Origin of the sequence: Nocardia concava NBRC 100430 (assembly GCF_000308815.1) — a bacterium.
Taxonomy (GTDB): Bacteria; Actinomycetota; Actinomycetes; order Mycobacteriales; family Mycobacteriaceae; genus Nocardia; species Nocardia concava.
This window is the reverse complement of the sequence record NZ_BAFX01000142.1, coordinates 15,330-31,704: the sequence shown is the minus strand read 5'-3', so window position 1 is coordinate 31,704 and position 16,375 is coordinate 15,330. Positions and strand designations below refer to the sequence as shown.

The 16,375-nt window shown below is 67.8% G+C and carries 14 protein-coding genes; 8 read left to right on the top strand and 6 right to left on the bottom strand.

Annotated elements, in window-relative coordinates; translation table 11 throughout:
- Positions 1-256 precede the first annotated feature (256 nt).
- Positions 257-1,426: a globin domain-containing protein gene (locus ON43_RS33570; RefSeq protein WP_040814019.1), complete on the top strand. Its 1,170-nt coding sequence runs from the start codon at positions 257-259 to the stop codon at positions 1,424-1,426.
- A 109-nt stretch (positions 1,427-1,535) separates the two neighbouring features.
- On the opposite strand, the gene ON43_RS33565 is transcribed toward ON43_RS33570, so the two are convergent.
- From ON43_RS33565 to ON43_RS33555, 3 genes are all read right to left on the bottom strand, one after another.
- Positions 1,536-2,345: an FAD-binding oxidoreductase gene (locus ON43_RS33565; RefSeq protein WP_083913902.1), complete on the bottom strand. Its 810-nt coding sequence runs from the start codon at positions 2,343-2,345 to the stop codon at positions 1,536-1,538.
- A gap of 82 nt (positions 2,346-2,427) precedes the next feature.
- The gene (locus ON43_RS33560) at positions 2,428-3,588 is read right to left on the bottom strand and encodes an FAD-binding oxidoreductase (RefSeq protein ID WP_040814018.1); all 1,161 of its coding nucleotides are present in this window, start codon (positions 3,586-3,588) and stop codon (positions 2,428-2,430) included.
- A gap of 157 nt (positions 3,589-3,745) precedes the next feature.
- Positions 3,746-4,723 carry an NADP-dependent oxidoreductase gene (locus tag ON43_RS33555; RefSeq protein WP_051179581.1) on the bottom strand — a complete coding sequence of 326 codons (978 nt, stop codon included), beginning with the start codon at positions 4,721-4,723 and terminating at the stop codon, positions 3,746-3,748.
- A 190-nt stretch (positions 4,724-4,913) separates the two neighbouring features.
- Here ON43_RS33555 and clpB point away from each other — a divergent pair, with 190 nt between their 5' ends.
- From clpB to ON43_RS33520, 7 genes are all read left to right on the top strand, one after another.
- Positions 4,914-7,469, top strand: coding sequence for an ATP-dependent chaperone ClpB (gene clpB, locus ON43_RS33550; protein ID WP_040814015.1), 2,556 nt, complete (start codon positions 4,914-4,916; stop codon positions 7,467-7,469).
- A 176-nt stretch (positions 7,470-7,645) separates the two neighbouring features.
- Entirely contained in the window at positions 7,646-8,530 is an 885-nt protein-coding gene (locus tag ON43_RS33545; RefSeq protein ID WP_040814014.1) for a DUF5666 domain-containing protein, read from the top strand.
- A gap of 111 nt (positions 8,531-8,641) precedes the next feature.
- Positions 8,642-9,736, top strand: coding sequence for a TtfA family protein (locus ON43_RS47085; protein WP_051179580.1), 1,095 nt, complete (start codon positions 8,642-8,644; stop codon positions 9,734-9,736).
- Between the two features lie 133 nt (positions 9,737-9,869).
- Positions 9,870-10,682, top strand: a complete 813-nt coding sequence (locus ON43_RS33535; protein WP_051179579.1) for an SDR family NAD(P)-dependent oxidoreductase — start codon at positions 9,870-9,872, stop codon at positions 10,680-10,682.
- Positions 10,683-10,690: 8 nt separating this feature from the next.
- Positions 10,691-11,236: an orotate phosphoribosyltransferase gene (gene pyrE, locus ON43_RS33530; RefSeq protein ID WP_040814012.1), complete on the top strand. Its 546-nt coding sequence runs from the start codon at positions 10,691-10,693 to the stop codon at positions 11,234-11,236.
- A gap of 122 nt (positions 11,237-11,358) precedes the next feature.
- On the top strand, positions 11,359-12,417 hold the full coding sequence (locus tag ON43_RS33525) for a beta-ketoacyl-ACP synthase 3 (protein WP_040814010.1): 1,059 nt from the start codon (positions 11,359-11,361) through the stop codon (positions 12,415-12,417).
- The gene (locus ON43_RS33520) at positions 12,417-13,103 is read left to right on the top strand and encodes a lysoplasmalogenase (RefSeq protein WP_040814008.1); all 687 of its coding nucleotides are present in this window, start codon (positions 12,417-12,419) and stop codon (positions 13,101-13,103) included. The genes ON43_RS33525 and ON43_RS33520 overlap by 1 nt, the downstream gene beginning before the upstream one ends.
- Positions 13,104-13,235: 132 nt before the next feature.
- Here ON43_RS33520 and ON43_RS33515 read toward each other — a convergent pair whose 3' ends face one another.
- From ON43_RS33515 to ON43_RS33505, 3 genes are all read right to left on the bottom strand, one after another.
- Positions 13,236-13,739: a hypothetical protein gene (locus ON43_RS33515; protein WP_040814006.1), complete on the bottom strand. Its 504-nt coding sequence runs from the start codon at positions 13,737-13,739 to the stop codon at positions 13,236-13,238.
- Between the two features lie 175 nt (positions 13,740-13,914).
- On the bottom strand, positions 13,915-15,015 hold the full coding sequence (locus ON43_RS33510; protein ID WP_040814004.1) for a phosphotransferase enzyme family protein: 1,101 nt from the start codon (positions 15,013-15,015) through the stop codon (positions 13,915-13,917).
- Complete coding sequence (locus ON43_RS33505; RefSeq protein WP_040814002.1) at positions 15,012-16,334, bottom strand: purine-cytosine permease family protein; 1,323 nt, start codon at positions 16,332-16,334, stop codon at positions 15,012-15,014. Before ON43_RS33505 ends, ON43_RS33510 begins: the two co-directional genes overlap by 4 nt.
- Positions 16,335-16,375: the final 41 nt, after the last annotated feature.

Genomic DNA, 16,375 nt, shown 5'->3' with positions numbered 1-16,375 from the left:
CAAAACGGATCAGCCAAGATCGGTGGATGAAACCCCGTGTCGCTCGGCGTTTTCCAGTTGAGCAGTCTGTTTTCGGCTCAGATACCCCGCAACGTTCACGTTTTCGAGGATAAAAGGGCGTGTTATTGAAACGTCCCGTTCCGTTGCTGGCTAACCTCGCTTACACTTGCTGAGCAACGGCTGCTGTCGAGTGTCCCGCTGCACTTCACTCGCCGGTCACGCCTGTGTTCGATTGCGAAATGGGGTTGTGACACAAATGGATTCGCGGACCGTCGCATTGATAAGAACAACGTTCAAGGCGGTTGCTGCGGAGGATGGTGGCCCCGAGAAGCTCGCCCGGTCGTTCTACGCCATCCTCTTCACCGAGTACCCCCAGGTTCGTGATTTCTTCCCCGCCGCCCTCGATGCCCAGCGCGACCGACTGGTGAAGGCCATCGCCTACGTGGTGGACCGGCTCGAGGAACCCGACCGGCTGCTGCCCTTCCTGGCCCAGCTCGGGCGCGATCACCGTAAGTACGGCGTGGTCGCCGAACACTATGAGGCCGTGGGGAAATCGCTCAAGTGCGCGCTCGAGGCCTACGCCGGCACCGAGATCTGGACCGACGAGATCGCCCGCGCCTGGGACGAGGGCATCGGCGTCATCGCGGGCACCATGATCGGCGCGGCCGATCAGGAGACCACCCCGCCGGTATGGACCGGCACCGTCATCGAACACCGGGAAGTGCTGCGCAATCTGGCCGTGGTGCGGCTGCGGCTGGACCAGCCCATGCAGTACGCGGCCGGGCAGTACATGAGCGTGCAGATCCCGTCGCGCCCGCGCATGTGGCGGTACCTCTCGCCCGCAATCCCGGCGAATGGCAACGGCGAGTTGGAATTCCACATCCGCGGCGTCACCGGCGGCTGGGTCAGCCCCGCCATGGTGGGCCACACCCGCGTCGGCGAGCAGTGGCTGATCGGTTCGCCGCTGGGCGGTCTCGGCGTGCCCCGCAATACCCGCCGCAAGCTGCTCATGGTCGGCTGCGGCACCGGCATCGCCCCGCTGCGCGCGCAGCTGATGGCCATGACCACCCGCCGCTCCAATCCCAAGGTGGACCTCTTCGTCGGCGGGCACTACCCGTGCGACCTCTACGATCTCGAGGTGCTGAGCCAGCTGGCCTGCGCCAACAAGTGGCTCACCGTGCACCCGGTCACCGAATCCACCGAGAACCCGTGGTGGCATTTCGACAATTCCGATGAGCCCCAGGAACTTCCGGGCCTGCAGCCGCGCGTGGTCGGCCAGATCGGCAAGATCGTGGCGGGCTACGGCTCCTGGGACGACCGGGACGTCCAGATCGTCGGCGCGCCCTCCATGGTGCAGACCACCAAGTTCCGCCTCATGGCCGCTGGCACACCCACCCAGAACATCCGCCACGACCCCTTGTTCTGAGCCCCCGCCCCGTCATTCCGGCATGCTTTTGGCCGGAATCCACCCCGGCCGCTATGGATCCCGGCCAAAAGCACGCCGGGATGACGATGGGCACGCCGGGACGACAGAGCTAAAACCCTTCGTAGCGAATGGCTTCCGCCGGTGCGCCGATGGCGACCAGTTGGTCGATGGTGTTGCGGACCATGGCGGCTCCGCCGCAGACCAGGATCTGGTGGTGGTCCAGCGGCCCGAAGCGTTCGGGAATGTCGGCGATGGTGCCCGGCATCATCTCCTCCGGGCGGAAGCCGATATCGACGCGGCACTGCTCGTACCAGTCGTCGACGCGGTCCGGATCGTGCTCGTCCTGCACCACGGGAATCACCGTGAGCCAGGGCAATTCATTGGCCAGCAGGAACAGCATGTCCGTGGCGTAGAGGTCGCGGGGGAAGCGGCCGCCCACGAACAGGTGGGTGCGCGGGGGCTCTTCCCGGCGGGAGAGATCCAGCAGCAGTGCGCGCAGCGGCGCGAGGCCGACGCCGTCGGCGAGCATGACCACATCGGTGGCCTCGGGCTCCACCGCCAGCCAGCCCGCGGGCGCGCTGATCCGCCATTCGTCACCCGGATGCGAATCGGACACGATCGCCCCGCTGCACCAGCCGCCGGGCACCGTGCGCACATGGAATTCCAGCTTGCCGTCCAGCGACGGCGGCAGCGCGCAGTACATGCGCCGCACCAGATTCGGATGCTGCGGCGTGCGCACCTCCACCGACTGGCCCGCCGCGAACGGCACGAACTCGCCGATCAACCGGACCACGGTGGTGTCCTCGCGCAGCCGGTGCGCGCCGACCACGGTCGCCGTCCACTCCGTCTGCTCGCCCAGTGGCAATGCGCCGGTTTCCTCGGGGCCGATACTCAACGCCAACTCCTGCTCTCTTGTCATCCCGGCATGTTTTTGGCCGGGATCCACTCCGGCGTGGTGGATTCCGGCCAAAAGCACGCCGGAATGACGGGGTCTGCGATCCTTACACCGGATCCGAGCTTATCGCCGACATCGGCGTGCCCACCGCGAGCAGCGCGCGCTTGGTATCGGCGATCATCCGGGCCGACCCGGCGATCTGGATCTGCCGGTCTTCCCACGCGCCGAAGCTGGCCACCACCGCGCCCAGATTGCCGATCAGCCGGCGGTGCATGCCGAACGGCGTCTCCGCGGGCGGATAGGGATGCCACCACGGGTTGGTCTCGTTCTCACAGACCGGGACCACGGTGAGCCACGGATTGGATTGCGAGAGCTGCCACATGTTCTCCACGTCGTAGAGATCGCACGGGTAGCGCCCGCCCATGAACAGGTGCACGCGCGGATTGATGCCGCGCCGCCCCATCTCGATCAGCTGTGCCCGCAGCGGCGCGATGCCGGTGCCCGAGCCGATCATGAGCACATCCTTGCGGCGGCTCAGGTCTACGTGCAGTCCGCCCAGCGGGGCCGCGATCATCCACCGGTCACCGACCTGGGTCTCGTTCACGATGGCCGGGCTCACCCAGCCGGTGCGCACCTTGCGCACGTGGAATTCGATCTCGCCGTAGGGATTCGTGGGAATCGCCGGGGACAGGTAGCGCCACATCTTGGGCCGCTGCGGGATGGCGATGGGCACGTACTGCCCGGCCTGGTACGGGATCGGGGTGTCGGTCTGCAGCCGGACGATGGCCAGATCGTCCACCACCCGCCGGTGCCCGACCACGGTCGCCTCCCAATAGGGTTGCGACTTATCGGAATTGGCCCCGATGGCCATGGACGCCGAGATCAGGATGGTGATGTCGCGCCAGCCCGCCTCCAGCGGCCGCGACCAGTTGGCCGCGCCGTTCCAGCTGCGGAAGGCCGAGAGCAGGGCGCGGCCGGCGATGTCGTAGTGCGCCGCCTCCACCCCGTACTTGCGGTGGTCGCGCGCGAGTTGCTCCAGGAATCGTTGCGCGCGATCCCAGTCCTCCAAGTTGTCGAGCACGAATTGGATGGCCGTGACCAACCGCTTGGGCTGCATGTCCATGGCGGAGGGGAACAGTTCCCGCAGGGCGGGGATCTCCGCGAAAAGATGACCGTAGAACGCGCTGATCAGCCGTTCGGGCCCGTTCGGGGCCTCGACGACTGTCCGAAAGTTTGCGCGGACCAGCGCTGCCGAACGCGCATCCACGACGTCGAGCTTTCCTTCCTGTGCAACAAACCCCGGAACGCCTGCTGCCAGGCGAGCCTCCGGGTCAAGTATCCCTGAAAACCCGGTGGTCGCACGGATATAGCCGACGGCCGATCGATTTGTGTAACTCGAGGTTCAAATGACGTGGGCCGGAGGCTCAGATCACGAGCACCGTCTTGCCGCGCGCCCCGGGCGCGCCGACCACCTCCGCGGCCTCGGCCAGCGGCGGCATATTGCTGATCGGCACCATCAGATCGCCGTTCCCGACCATGCGCAGCAGCTCCCGCAATTCGGCTGCGCCGCCGGAGGATTCGAGGTTGCCGCCCTGCACGCCGCGGGCCTTCAGATCGGCCTCGTCGGCGGACCAGATGGTGGAGAAGGCCCAGCCGCCCGGCTTGACCAGGCTCGCGTTGTCGGCGAACACCGGTGGCGGGGAGACCAGATCGAAGAGCACATCGATGCCGCCCGGATCGGTCATCCGCACCGAATCGGCCACCGACAGCTCCGAGTCCTCGGCGTGTGTGGGCGAATCGGTGACGGTGACGCGGCCGTAGTTCACCACCTCGGTCGCGCCCAGCCGGATCATCCGATCGGTGTCGTCGGGCCGCGCGGTGGCCAGGACATGCGCCCCGGCCAGCGCGCCCAGCTGGACCAGATACGAGCCGACCCCGCCCGACGCGCCGACGATCAATACCTTCTGCCCGCCCTTGACCCCGGCCGCGTGCATGAGATCCAGCGCCGTGATGCCCGCCGTCGGCAGCGCGGCCGCGCGAATGGCGGTGACCTCGTCCGGCAGCTTGGCGATGGCGCTCTCGCGCGGCACCACGATGTACTCGGCGAAGGTGCCGTGCCCGACCGGCGGAATCAGGAACTTCCCCACCACCCGGTCGCCGATCTCGAAGTCGTTCACGCCCGCGCCCACCGCGCTGATCGACCCCGCGCCGTCCGTGCCGGGAATCAGCGGAAAGTCATGGGGCAGTTTGCCATCCAGGAAGCCGTCGATGATCCGCTTGTCGAACGGGTTGACCCCCGCCGCCTCCAGCTGGATCTGCACCTGGCCCGGGCCGACCTCGGGGACCGGCATATCGGCGGCCTCGGGCTTTCCGCCGAATTCTCGGACGACGATCGCGCGCATTGCTGCTCCATTCATTCGGAAACCGGCATGGATGAGCTGGGGTTATGCGTCAACGAATGGGGCCATCGTACGCGTAGCGTAGGAAAGGCCCTTGGACCCTGGACCCGGCGACGAAAAAACGTCAGACTTGAGCGGAACAGACTCAACTTCTAGCGCGTTGTACCGAGCAACGACTAGTAGGAAGGTGACAGTGGACTCGTTCAATCCCACCACCAAGACCCAGGCGGCCCTGACCGCCGCACTCCAGGCGGCCTCCGCCGCGGGGAACCCGGAGATCCGTCCGGCGCACTTGCTGGTGGCGTTGCTGGATCAGACCGACGGCATCGCCGCCCCCTTGCTCAAGGCCGTCGCAGTCGACCCGGCGACGGTTCGACGCGAGGCCCAGGACATCGTCGACCGGTTGCCCCGCGCCTCCGGCGCGACCACCACCCCCAATCTCGGGCGCGAGGCCCTCGCCGCGGTCACCGCCGCGCAGAAGCTGGCCACCGAGATGGGCGACGAGTACGTCTCCACCGAACACCTGATGGTCGGTCTGGCCGAGGGTGATTCGGATGTTCAGCAGCTGCTGCGGAAGTACGGCGCGACCGCCGACACCCTGCGCGAGGCGTTCACCGCCGTGCGCGGCAATACCCGTGTCACCAGCGCGGATCCGGAGGGGCAGTACCAGGCGCTGGAGAAGTACTCCACCGATCTGACCGCCGCCGCCCGCGAGGGCAAGCTGGACCCGGTCATCGGCCGCGATCACGAGATCCGCCGTGTTGTACAGGTTTTGAGCCGTCGCACCAAGAACAACCCGGTGCTCATCGGCGAGCCCGGCGTCGGCAAGACCGCGATCGTGGAGGGCCTGGCCCAGCGCATCATCGCGGGCGACGTCCCGGAATCGCTGCGCGGCAAGAAGCTCATCTCGCTCGATCTGGGCGCGATGGTGGCCGGCGCCAAGTACCGCGGTGAGTTCGAGGAGCGGTTGAAGGCCGTGCTGGAGGAGATCAAATCCTCTGCGGGGCAGATCATCACGTTCATCGACGAGCTGCACACCATCGTGGGCGCGGGCGCGACCGGCGAATCCGCCATGGACGCGGGCAACATGATCAAGCCGATGCTGGCCCGCGGCGAGCTGCGGCTGGTCGGCGCGACCACCCTCGACGAGTACCGCCAGCACATCGAGAAGGACGCGGCCCTGGAGCGCCGCTTCCAGCAGGTGCTGGTCGGCGAGCCGTCGGTGGAGGACACCGTCGGCATCCTGCGCGGGCTCAAGGAGCGCTACGAGAACCACCATCACGTGCGCATCACCGACTCGGCGCTGGTGGCCGCCGCGGCCCTGTCCGACCGCTACATCACCTCCCGGTTCCTGCCGGACAAGGCCATCGACCTGGTCGACGAGGCCGCGTCCCGGCTGCGCATGGAAATCGATTCCCGCCCGGTGGAAATCGACGAGATCGAGCGTGTCGTGCGCCGCCTCGAGATCGAGGAGGTGGCACTCGCCAAGGAGACCGACGAGGCCTCCAAGACGCGGCTGGAGAAGCTGCGCTCCGAACTCGCCGACGACCGCGAGAAGCTCAACCAGTTGATGACTCGCTGGCAGAACGAGAAGCAGGCCATCGACGCGGTGAGCGAGCTCAAGGAACAGCTGGAGACGCTGAAGGGCGAATCCGAGCGGGCCGAACGCGACGGCGACTACAACAAGGCCGCCGAACTGCGCTACGGGCGAATCCCCAAGCTGGAGAAGGAACTCGCCGAGGCCGAGGCCAAGGCGAAGACCGCCGCCGACGGCGACGTCATGCTCAAGGAGGAGGTCGGGCCGGACGATATCGCCGAGGTGGTGTCGTCGTGGACCGGTGTCCCCGTGGGCAAGATGATGGAGGGCGAGACCCAGAAGCTGCTGCGCATGGAGGACGAGCTGGGGCACCGGGTCGTCGGGCAGAAGGAAGCCGTGCAAGCGGTTTCGGATGCCGTGCGCCGCGCGCGGGCCGGGGTCGCCGACCCGAATCGGCCGACCGGTTCCTTCATGTTCGTCGGACCGACCGGTGTCGGTAAGACCGAGCTCGCGAAGGCGTTGGCGGACTTCCTGTTCGACGACGAGCGCGCCATGATCCGCATCGATATGAGCGAGTACAGCGAGAAGCACTCGGTGGCCCGCCTCGTCGGCGCTCCTCCGGGCTACGTCGGCTACGACCAGGGCGGCCAGCTCACCGAGGCGGTGCGGCGACGCCCGTACACGGTGGTGCTCTTCGACGAGATCGAGAAGGCCCACCCGGACGTCTTCGACATCCTGCTGCAGGTGCTCGACGAGGGCCGCCTGACCGACAGCCAGGGCCGCACGGTCGATTTCCGCAACACCATCCTCATCCTGACCTCGAATCTGGGTGCGGGCGGTGACAAGGAGACGGTCATGAACGCGGTGCGCCGCGCCTTCAAGCCGGAGTTCCTGAACCGGCTCGACGACGTGGTGATGTTCCACTCCCTCGACGAGGAACAGCTCGAGCACATCGTGGACATCCAGCTGCAGCAGCTGCAGAAGCGGCTCGCCCAGCGGCGGCTCACCCTGGACGTGTCCGACTCGGCCCGCTTCTGGCTGGCCGTGCGCGGATACGACCCGGCCTACGGTGCGCGCCCGCTGCGCCGCCTCATCCAGCAGGCCATCGGCGACTCGCTCGCCAAGGAGCTGCTGGCCGGGGAGGTCCAGGACGGCGACACCGTGAAGGTCAACGTCACGCCGGATGGTGACACCCTGATCGTCGGACGCTGATTCGATGCGACAGCGCCCCGCCCGACCTTCGGGCGGGGCGTTCGTCATCCCGGCATGCTTTTGGCCGGGATCCAGCGTGGATTCCGGCCAAAAGCACGCCGGAATGACGTGACCGGTTGGGAACCGTCCGGTCGAGTTCGCGGCTCGGGCGGGGTACTCCGCCTACCCTGGAGGCCATGACTAATCCGAGCGATCCGTGGTCGCGGCGGCCGGAACCGGGCCAGGGGAGTGGGCCGACCGAGCAGTCCGGGCCGGGTGGTCACGGCTCGGACAGCGGCTCCGCCTACCGGCCCACCGAGGGCTCTGCCTACGGGCCCACCGAAGCCGTACCCGCCGGTCAGCCCGATTACTTCGGGCAGCCCGTCGGGCAGGACGCCACCCGGATCCTGCCGCCCGCCGACACGCACTGGGGCAGCTACGAGACCGGCGGGGGCTACGAACCGACCGTCTCCTATCCGGATCAACCGGGATATCAGCCGACGAGTAGCTATGGCGCTCCGGCCTATCCGGGCGCGGGCGGCCCCGGCGGTCCCGGGACACCGGGCGGATATCAGCCCGCGGGATTCCCGCAGAACCCGCCGCCGCCTCCGCCCAAGCGCAATACGACCCTGTGGGTGGCGCTGGGCATCGCGGCCGTGATCGTGGTCGCCATTGTCGGTGTACTGGTGGGAACCCTGCTGGGGAACAAGGATTCGTCGGACTCCGCCTCCGCGCCGAGCAACGTCAAGACCTCCGCCTACCCGCTGCCGGGCAACACCTCCGCCGTGCCACTACCCAGCGGGGTGCCGACCATTCCGGGTCTCGGCGACCTGGATGAGCTCGGCGCCAATATGGGCACCATCGCCAACAATGACGGCTCGACCCTCACGCTCACCTCGCTCACCGGCGACAAGGTGACGGTGAAGACCGACGACAAGACCCAGGTCATCTCGCTGGGCAGCACCAAGGTGGCTGATCTGGCCGTCGGGGAAGTCGTTATGGTGCAAGGCGATAAGAATGCCGACGGATCCATTCAGGCGAAGCTGATCTTCAGCACTTCGCTGCCGAGCGGAACCCGATAGACATTGGAGCATCACGAAGTGATTCCGATACGGGGTGGCGGTGGGGCGACGGGCGGGCAAGGTGCAGGCGTGCCGGGCATTACGTGGTCCAGGTGGATAGGGTAGGCGGCGATGACGGCAATATGGTTCGGGCTGGCGGCGATCGCGCTCGTGGGTGCGATCGTGCTGCTCTATTTCGATCGGCTGCAGCGGCAGCGCACGGGACACGTGCGACAGGTCTGGGCGAAATCCCAGGGCTACACCTATGTTTCGGTGGAGCCCGCGCTCGCCTCCACCTGGCGGCGCGGCGCGCTGGCCAAGCTCGGCTACCTGTCCGCGGTGGATGTGGTGTCGGGCAATCGCAAGGGCGAGAAGTTCGTGCTCTTCGATCTCGAGGACTCCGCGACGCTGGTCGCGGTGCGCCGCCAGATCGGCTCGGACATCGATATCGACCTGCGGCTGAAAACCGCGGCGCCGCCGAAGGATCACGATCTGGAGCTGCTCGGCGCCATCGGTGACCGGGTGGTCTTCGCCACCAATCCGGATATCGCGCGGCATGCGGTGGATCAGCGCATGGTGGCGTTCATCGAATCGCTGCCCGACACGGTGCAGCAGCTGTGGTCCGAGGGCAACTGGACCCTGGGCATGCTGCCGGTCGGCTCGGTCTCCAAGGACTGGGAGATGGCCATCGACGCGGTGCTGCGGCTCTCGGGCCTGCTGCACGTGCTGCCGCCGGTCATCAATGCCGAGCGCGGCCGCGACGAACTGCCCGAACCCGGCCGCTCCCGCCCGGTCCCCGAGGACGACGACTACGACGGCCACGACGAGTACGGCGACTACGGCGACGAGGAACCGGCCCGCCCGCGCAACCGCGAGGAGGCCGACGACTACGACTCCCCGCTGGTCAGCGATATCGCGGGTGCGAGCGAAGCCGACGGCGAGCCCGAAAACTGGCGTCCCGCACTGAAAGTCGTGCCGGACCCGCGCAATCGGGTGCGCCGCAACTGGCCGCCCGCCCCGGAGGGCGAGCCGGAGTGGGACGAGGAGGCCGACGGCCCGCGTCGCCCCGACGACGAAGACCGCTGGGACGAGCCCGAACCCGACGATCGCGACGATCCGGACCGCGAGCCCGAGGAGGGCTGGCGCAAGGATCAGGGTCGCAGCGCCCCGCCCGGTGGACCCTTCCACCCCGGCTTCCGGCCCTATCAGGGACCAGCCCCGAGGTGACTCGCCGCGGCGCGCCGCAACCACGTCGCATCTGCGGGAATTCGCAGCGTGTGGGACGGTCAGGGACCACAATGGGGGCCGCAGTTCCGGTCATCGCCGACCGCGCCCCCGTCGTGCGAGTGATAGGCCGTCGATGACCGAGAGTTCCCCTGCAGCGCGCCTGCCCGGCGCGCATCGTCCGGTGGCCTTGGTCACCGGGCCCACCTCCGGCATCGGCAAGGCGTACGCCCTCCGGCTCGCCTCGCTCGGTTACGACCTGGTGCTGGTGGCGCGGGATGAGGACCGATTGGCCGCCCTCGCAAACGATGTGCGGGTGCGGTTCGGTGCGCGAGCCCAGGTGCTGCCCGCCGATCTGACCCGCTCCGCGGATCGCGATCGGGTGGCCGCCCGGGTGGCGGAAGGCGTCGAATTCCTGGTCAACAACGCGGGATTCGGCATGACGGGCGAATTCTGGACCGTGGATCCGGACGCCCTGCAGCAGCAACTGGATGTGAATGTCACCGCCGTCGTGCAGCTGACCCGGGCGGCGCTGCCCGCCATGGTGCACGCCGCCAAGGGCACGGTGGTGAATGTGGCCAGTACCGCGGGCCTGATCCCGGGAAGGGGCTCGACCTATTCGGCCTCCAAGGCGTACGTCGTATCCTTCTCGGAAGGGCTGGCGGGCGCGCTGGTCGGGACCGGAGTCCGGGTGCAGGCCTTGTGCCCGGGATTCGTCCGCACCGAATTCCATGAGCGAGCCGGAATAGATATGGCTGCGCTGCCGCGACCACTGTGGTTGAGCGTGGACGAGGTGGTGGCCGGTTCGCTGCGAGATCTGGAGAAAGACCGGGTGGTCAGCGTGCCCGGACTGCAGTACAAGGCGATCGTCGCGGTCGCCGAACTGATCCCACGATCCCTGGCGGCCCGCCTCAACCGGGGCCTGTTCAACGCACGCGGAAGGACATGAACACAGCAATGCAGGTAACGACGACCGACCGGGACAGACTCGCGGCTCTGGTGCGCGACCTCGCCGTCGTACACGGCCGGGTCACCCTGTCCTCGGGCAAGGAAGCCGACTACTACGTGGATCTGCGCCGGGCCACCCTGCACCACGAGGCCGCGCCGCTGATCGGCAAGCTGCTGCGGGAACTGGTGGCGGACTGGGACTTCGACTCGGTGGGCGGGCTCACCATGGGCGCCGACCCGGTGGCGGCGGCGGTCATGCACGCGCCGGGCCGTCCGATCAATGCCTTCGTGGTCCGCAAGGCGGCCAAGACCCACGGCATGCAGCGGCAGATCGAGGGCCCCGACATCGTGGGCAAGCGAGTGCTGGTTGTCGAGGACACCACCACGACCGGCAACTCCCCGCTCACCGCGGTGCGCGCGCTGCGGGACGCGGGCGCGATCGTGGTCGGCGTGGCCACGGTGGTGGACCGGGAGACCGGGGCCGACGGCATCATCGCGGCCGAGGGCCTCGAATACCGCTCGATCCTGGGCTTGAAGGACCTCGCACTGAGCTGAGGACAAAAGTCCTTACCTACTGGTTAACGTGACTTTGCTCTGGGCTGAATCCTTGCTCTGGGTTAGCCTGGTGCTGGTCTTTTGTCCGACAAAGGTGTTGTGAAGGGTCGTGTGAGTCACCTGTGGTGAGCATTGCAATCAACAAGGGTCATCAAAATGTTGCGATGCTCGGCATCGGCGCTTACCGGCCCCAGCGCCTGGTCAGCAATGCCGAGGTGTGCGAGGTCCTGGACTCCACCCCCGAGTGGATCTTCGAGCGCACCGGCATCCACAACCGGCGCTGGATCTCCGGCGACGAGACCCTGCGCACCATGGCGGTGGCGGCTGCCAACCGGGCGCTGAACAACACCGGCATCGATCGTTCCAAGATCGGCGCGCTCATCTTCTGCACCTCCAGCTGGCTCAAGCTGACCCCGCACGGCGCGCCCAGCGTCGCCTCCGACCTCGGCATCAACGGCATCCCGGCCTTCGACCTGACGTCGGGCTGCGGCGGTTTCGGTTACGGCCTGGGTGTCGCCACCGACATGATCCGCTCCGGCTCGGCCGAGTACATCCTGGTCATCGGCGCGGAAACGATGACCGTCGGCCTGGATCCGAAGGACCGCGGCACCGCCATGATCTTCGGCGACGGCGCCGGCGCGGTCGTGGTCGGGCCCAGCGAGGAGAACGGCATCTCGCCGACCGTGTGGGGCTCGGACGGCGAGAACGCCGAGGCCATCGCGCAGGACGTCGACTTCCTGGAGTACATGAACAAGGCGCAGGCCATGCAGGGCACCGATCCCGCGGTCGAGCCGATCGGCCGGATGTCGCTGCACATGGAGGGCCCCAAGGTCTTCCGCTGGGCCGCGGTCACCCTGCCGCGCGCGCTGTCCAGCGCCATCGAGGTGTCCGGCGTGGCCAAGGAGGACATCGAGGTGTTCATCCCGCACCAGGCCAATGCCCGCATCAATGAGCTCATGAAGAAGAACCTCGGCCTCGCCGACGACATCCCGATGGCCAATGACATCGAGAACACCGGCAACACCTCCGCGGCCTCGATCCCGCTGGCCATGGAGGAGATGCTGGTGACCGGCAAGGCCAAGGGCGGTCAGCTGGCATTGCTGCTCGGCTTCGGCGCGGGCCTGTCCTACGCGGGACAGGTCGCGGTGCTGCCGCCGGCTCCGGCCGAACCCAGCTTCTGATGGCTCGCCCGTTCCGCGCCGCGTTCGTCGGCGCGGCGGCGGTGACCGTGTTCGGCGCGGTCACCGGCCGGGAGAAACTGCAATGGGCCGCAAAGCCTTTGCTGATGCCGCTGCTGGCCGCCGATGTGGCGGTCAACGGCGCCTATCTGGATCGCACCGATCGCACCGTGCTGCTCGGCTCGCTGGCCGCGGCCACGGTGGGCGATGTGCTGCTCATCGAGCCCGATGACGATCGCCGATTGATCGCGGGCGCTTCGTCATTCGCGGTCATGCAGACCGGATACTCGTGGCTGTGGTTCCGCCGCGGCGGACGCCCGCGCGCGCAGATCGCGGTGCCGCGGGTGGCGGCCTGGCTGGGGGCGGCGACACTGATGCGGTTCAAGGCTCCCGCGGTGGCGGTGCCGCTCACCGCCTACGGCGCGACCCTCGGCACGGCGGCCACGCTGGCATCGGATCCGGACCTGGCTCGGGACGCGAAGAACGTGGCGGGCGTGAACATTCCGAATGCCGATCCGCGTAGCCGATTGGGTGTGGGCGCGCTGCTGTTCACGCTGTCCGACGGATTGATCGTGCTGCGAAAGATTTTCGCGCGCGGCGAGAAGTCGCGGCGGATCACCGAGGGCGTCATTCTCGGGACTTACGCCGCCGCGCAATACCTGTTGGCCGATCCCCGCGCGCATCGGTAATCCGAATAGGTCATCGAATAGGTAACCGTATCGGTCATCGAATCGGTCGTTGTCGAAGAGGTCATCGAATTCGAATGCACAAGAACCCCATCCTGATTCGGGATGGGGTTCTCACGTTTTGTCCCTGAGGGATCAGGGCAGGATCTGCGGCACCGCGTCCGGGGCGACCGCGCCGACGATCAGGCCGATGAGCGCGCCCTGCAGGGCGCCGCCGACGGCGCAGGCCGGAATGGCGAGAATGCCGACCAGGGTGACCGCGCACATCACGCTTTCGATGATCGCGCCGGCGGCCGCACCCGCGGCGACGGCATTGGCGATCGGGTCGTGGTTCTTGGCATTCGGGTCGGTGGCGATGTCCTGCGGCTGCGAGATCTCGGCCGCGGCCGGGGCGATCTCGGCGGCGTCGGCCTGCGGCGCGGCCGGGGCAACCGGCGCGACGGCGACCTCGGCGACCGGCGCGACCTGCGGCGCGAGGACTTCCTGCGCGATCGGCGCGGCGACGGTCTGCACGATGGCGGCGGGGGCCTCGGGCGCGGTGGCGGAAGCCGTTCCGGCGCTGGCGAACATCGAGGCGATGGCCAGCGGCAGCGCCGCGACGAGTGCCGTACGACCGAAATTACGAATGGTGCTACGCATGATTGTCCTGGTTCTCCCGACCCCCGGCTGCACGAACTCAGATGGCGTGCAGAACGATTCGCGTTGCTATGAGCAACGAAACAAGTAATATCCGATCGCGGTCACGGAATCAAGTCCCGCACTTGCTATTCGGGAGTCGCGCAATTGTGTTCGCCGCCACTATTCGTCGTGACCACTACATTTCGGGGATTGCCGCCAGTAGTTCGGCGCCCGCCGCGGATTCGGTCCACCAGGCGGTATGCCCGAGAAAGTACTCGGCATAGGCGATCTCGGCGTTCTTCGCATTGCCGCCGGGGATGACGCCGAGGAAGTAGTCGATCTCGGAGAGTTCGTACTCGCAATGCACGAGGGGGAGCAGTGCGGGGAGGGCGCGGCATTCGGCGGCGGTCAAATTTCGTACCGATTGGTATGCCTCGAGTAGGGCGCGCACCTGATCGAACCGCACATGCGCGGGACCGCCATCGCGGATCGAGATCCAGTCCACGGCACAGCGTTCGATGGCGGTGGCGATGTCGTGGACGGCGGTGGTGCGGTCGCACAGGCCGAAGTCGATGACGGCGGACACCTCGTGATCGCGCCAGAGCAGGTTGGTGCCGTGCCAATCATTGTGTGTCCACAGCGGTTCCAGGTCGGCGAGCAGCGGATGCAGGCGCTCGTAGGCCGGGAGCTGGACGCGGGTCATATCGGCGCGCCAGTCGCGCTCGGCCAGGAACGCGCCGAGCGCGGGCCGCTCGACGGCCCGATCCGCCACGGCGGCAAGCGGATCGGCGGAGGAGAAGATGGTGAAGCTCGCGAGCAGCGGTCGGGGCGGACGCGGCGGTGCGTCGTATCCGGCGGCGGCCAGATGCAGGCGGGCCAGCATGCGCCCGGCGGCGGCCGCGTCATCGAGGGAGCGGTAGGGCGACCAGGAGAACACGCCCGCGTACTCGTCGCGGCCGGGGCCGAGTTCCTGTACCTCGTAGGTGAATTCGCCGTGATCGACGGTGATCGGCACCCCTGGCACCGGAATTCCGTGTCCGCGAAGGTGATCCATGAACCGGTGCTCCTCGCCGAGGGCGGCGGCGTCGCGCAGAATGCGCGGCAGCCGCTTGAGGATGACCTCGCGCCCGTCCGGCAGCCGCACCCGCGCGGTCGCCGAGAGCGGACGCGGACTGCGCCATTCGATGACCGCGTCCGCGTCCAGTACGGCCCGCACCTCGTCGGAAGTCAGTGCGGGCCAATCGGGTTCGACCAGCGGGTCGAGCCCCATCCCGTAGACGCGGTCGTCGCCGGTCATGCCCGCCGGAAACGCACCAGGAGCGCCGTCACGGCCGCCGCCGCCAGGAAGGAGTACAGCGAAGCGGAGGACCACCAGCCCGGGTGAATGTGCAGCGCGTCCTGCGCCTTGGTCCAGAAGTCGCTCCACCAGGTGATCGAACCGGGATTGAACAGCTGGTAGGTGACGAAGCCGATGGCCCACGGCAGCAACATGAGTGGCCGGGTGGGCGCGCTCTCGGTCAGGTTCCAGCCGTGCCGTCCCTGCCCGAAGAAGTAGTCGACGATCAGCACCGCGCACAGCGGCACGAAGACCGAGCCGATCAGCACCAGGAAGTTGGCGTAGTTGCTGAAGTCGCGGACGGGCAGCGCCAGCAGCGTCACGATCAGGCCGACAAGCCCGGCCAGGATGCGGCGATCCACCCGCGGCAGCAGGTTCTGGATGGACATGGCCGTCGAATAGATATTGGCGAAGGACTGATCCGATTCGCGCAGCACCAGCACCGCGAAGAACACCCAGCCCGCCGCCACGCCGAGGAAGGTGTCGAAGATGTTGTCGGCGTTGCCCGCGTGCAGGATCGCGAGGATACCGAGTCCGTAGCACCAGATCTGGGCGACGGAGTAGCCGATCACGGTGGCGCTCGCGGCGGTCTTCGCCGAACGCGAGTGCCGGGTGTAGTCGGCGGCCAGCGGGACGAAGGAGATGGACACCGCGAGGGTGGAGTCCACCGCGGGCCAGAAACCGCTCCAGCTGGTGTCGGTGGGCAGCGGAATCGGTTGGCGCAGCAGCTGAATCGTGAAGTAGACGAGCGCGATGCCCACCGCCACCGACACGTACTTGCGCAGTGCGCGCACCGCGGCCAGCGGCCAGATGGCCATGACCGTGGACAGCACGCCCGCCGCGACGATCACGATCCAGTGCGGCACCCGGTCGTGGGTTAGCGCCGAGACGCCGAGGGTGATCACCGTGAGCTCGTACACGCCCCAGCCGACGCACTGCACGATATTGGCGACCGTCGGCACATAGGACAGCCGCGTGCCGAACAGTCCGCGCAGCACCGCCATGGCGGGTGCGCCGGTGCGCGATCCGATGGCCGCGGGCCCGGCCACCATGGCCGCGCCGATCACCGTGCCGACCACGGTGGCGAGCAACGCGCCGATGAGCGGCAGCCTGGTGCCCTCGGTCGGGGCGAGCACGACGGCCGCGCCGCTGAACCCGATCAGGCTGACGCCGATATTGAGCCAGAACGCCGCCTGATCGGTGAACCCGAGCGTGCGCGGCGGCTGGGTGTCGAGCACCAGCGGCGCTTCTCTGTGGTCCTGCTTCTCGGCGATCGTCATGGGTTGGATGCTACGGCCAAGAGCAGGCAAAACGGGCAGTC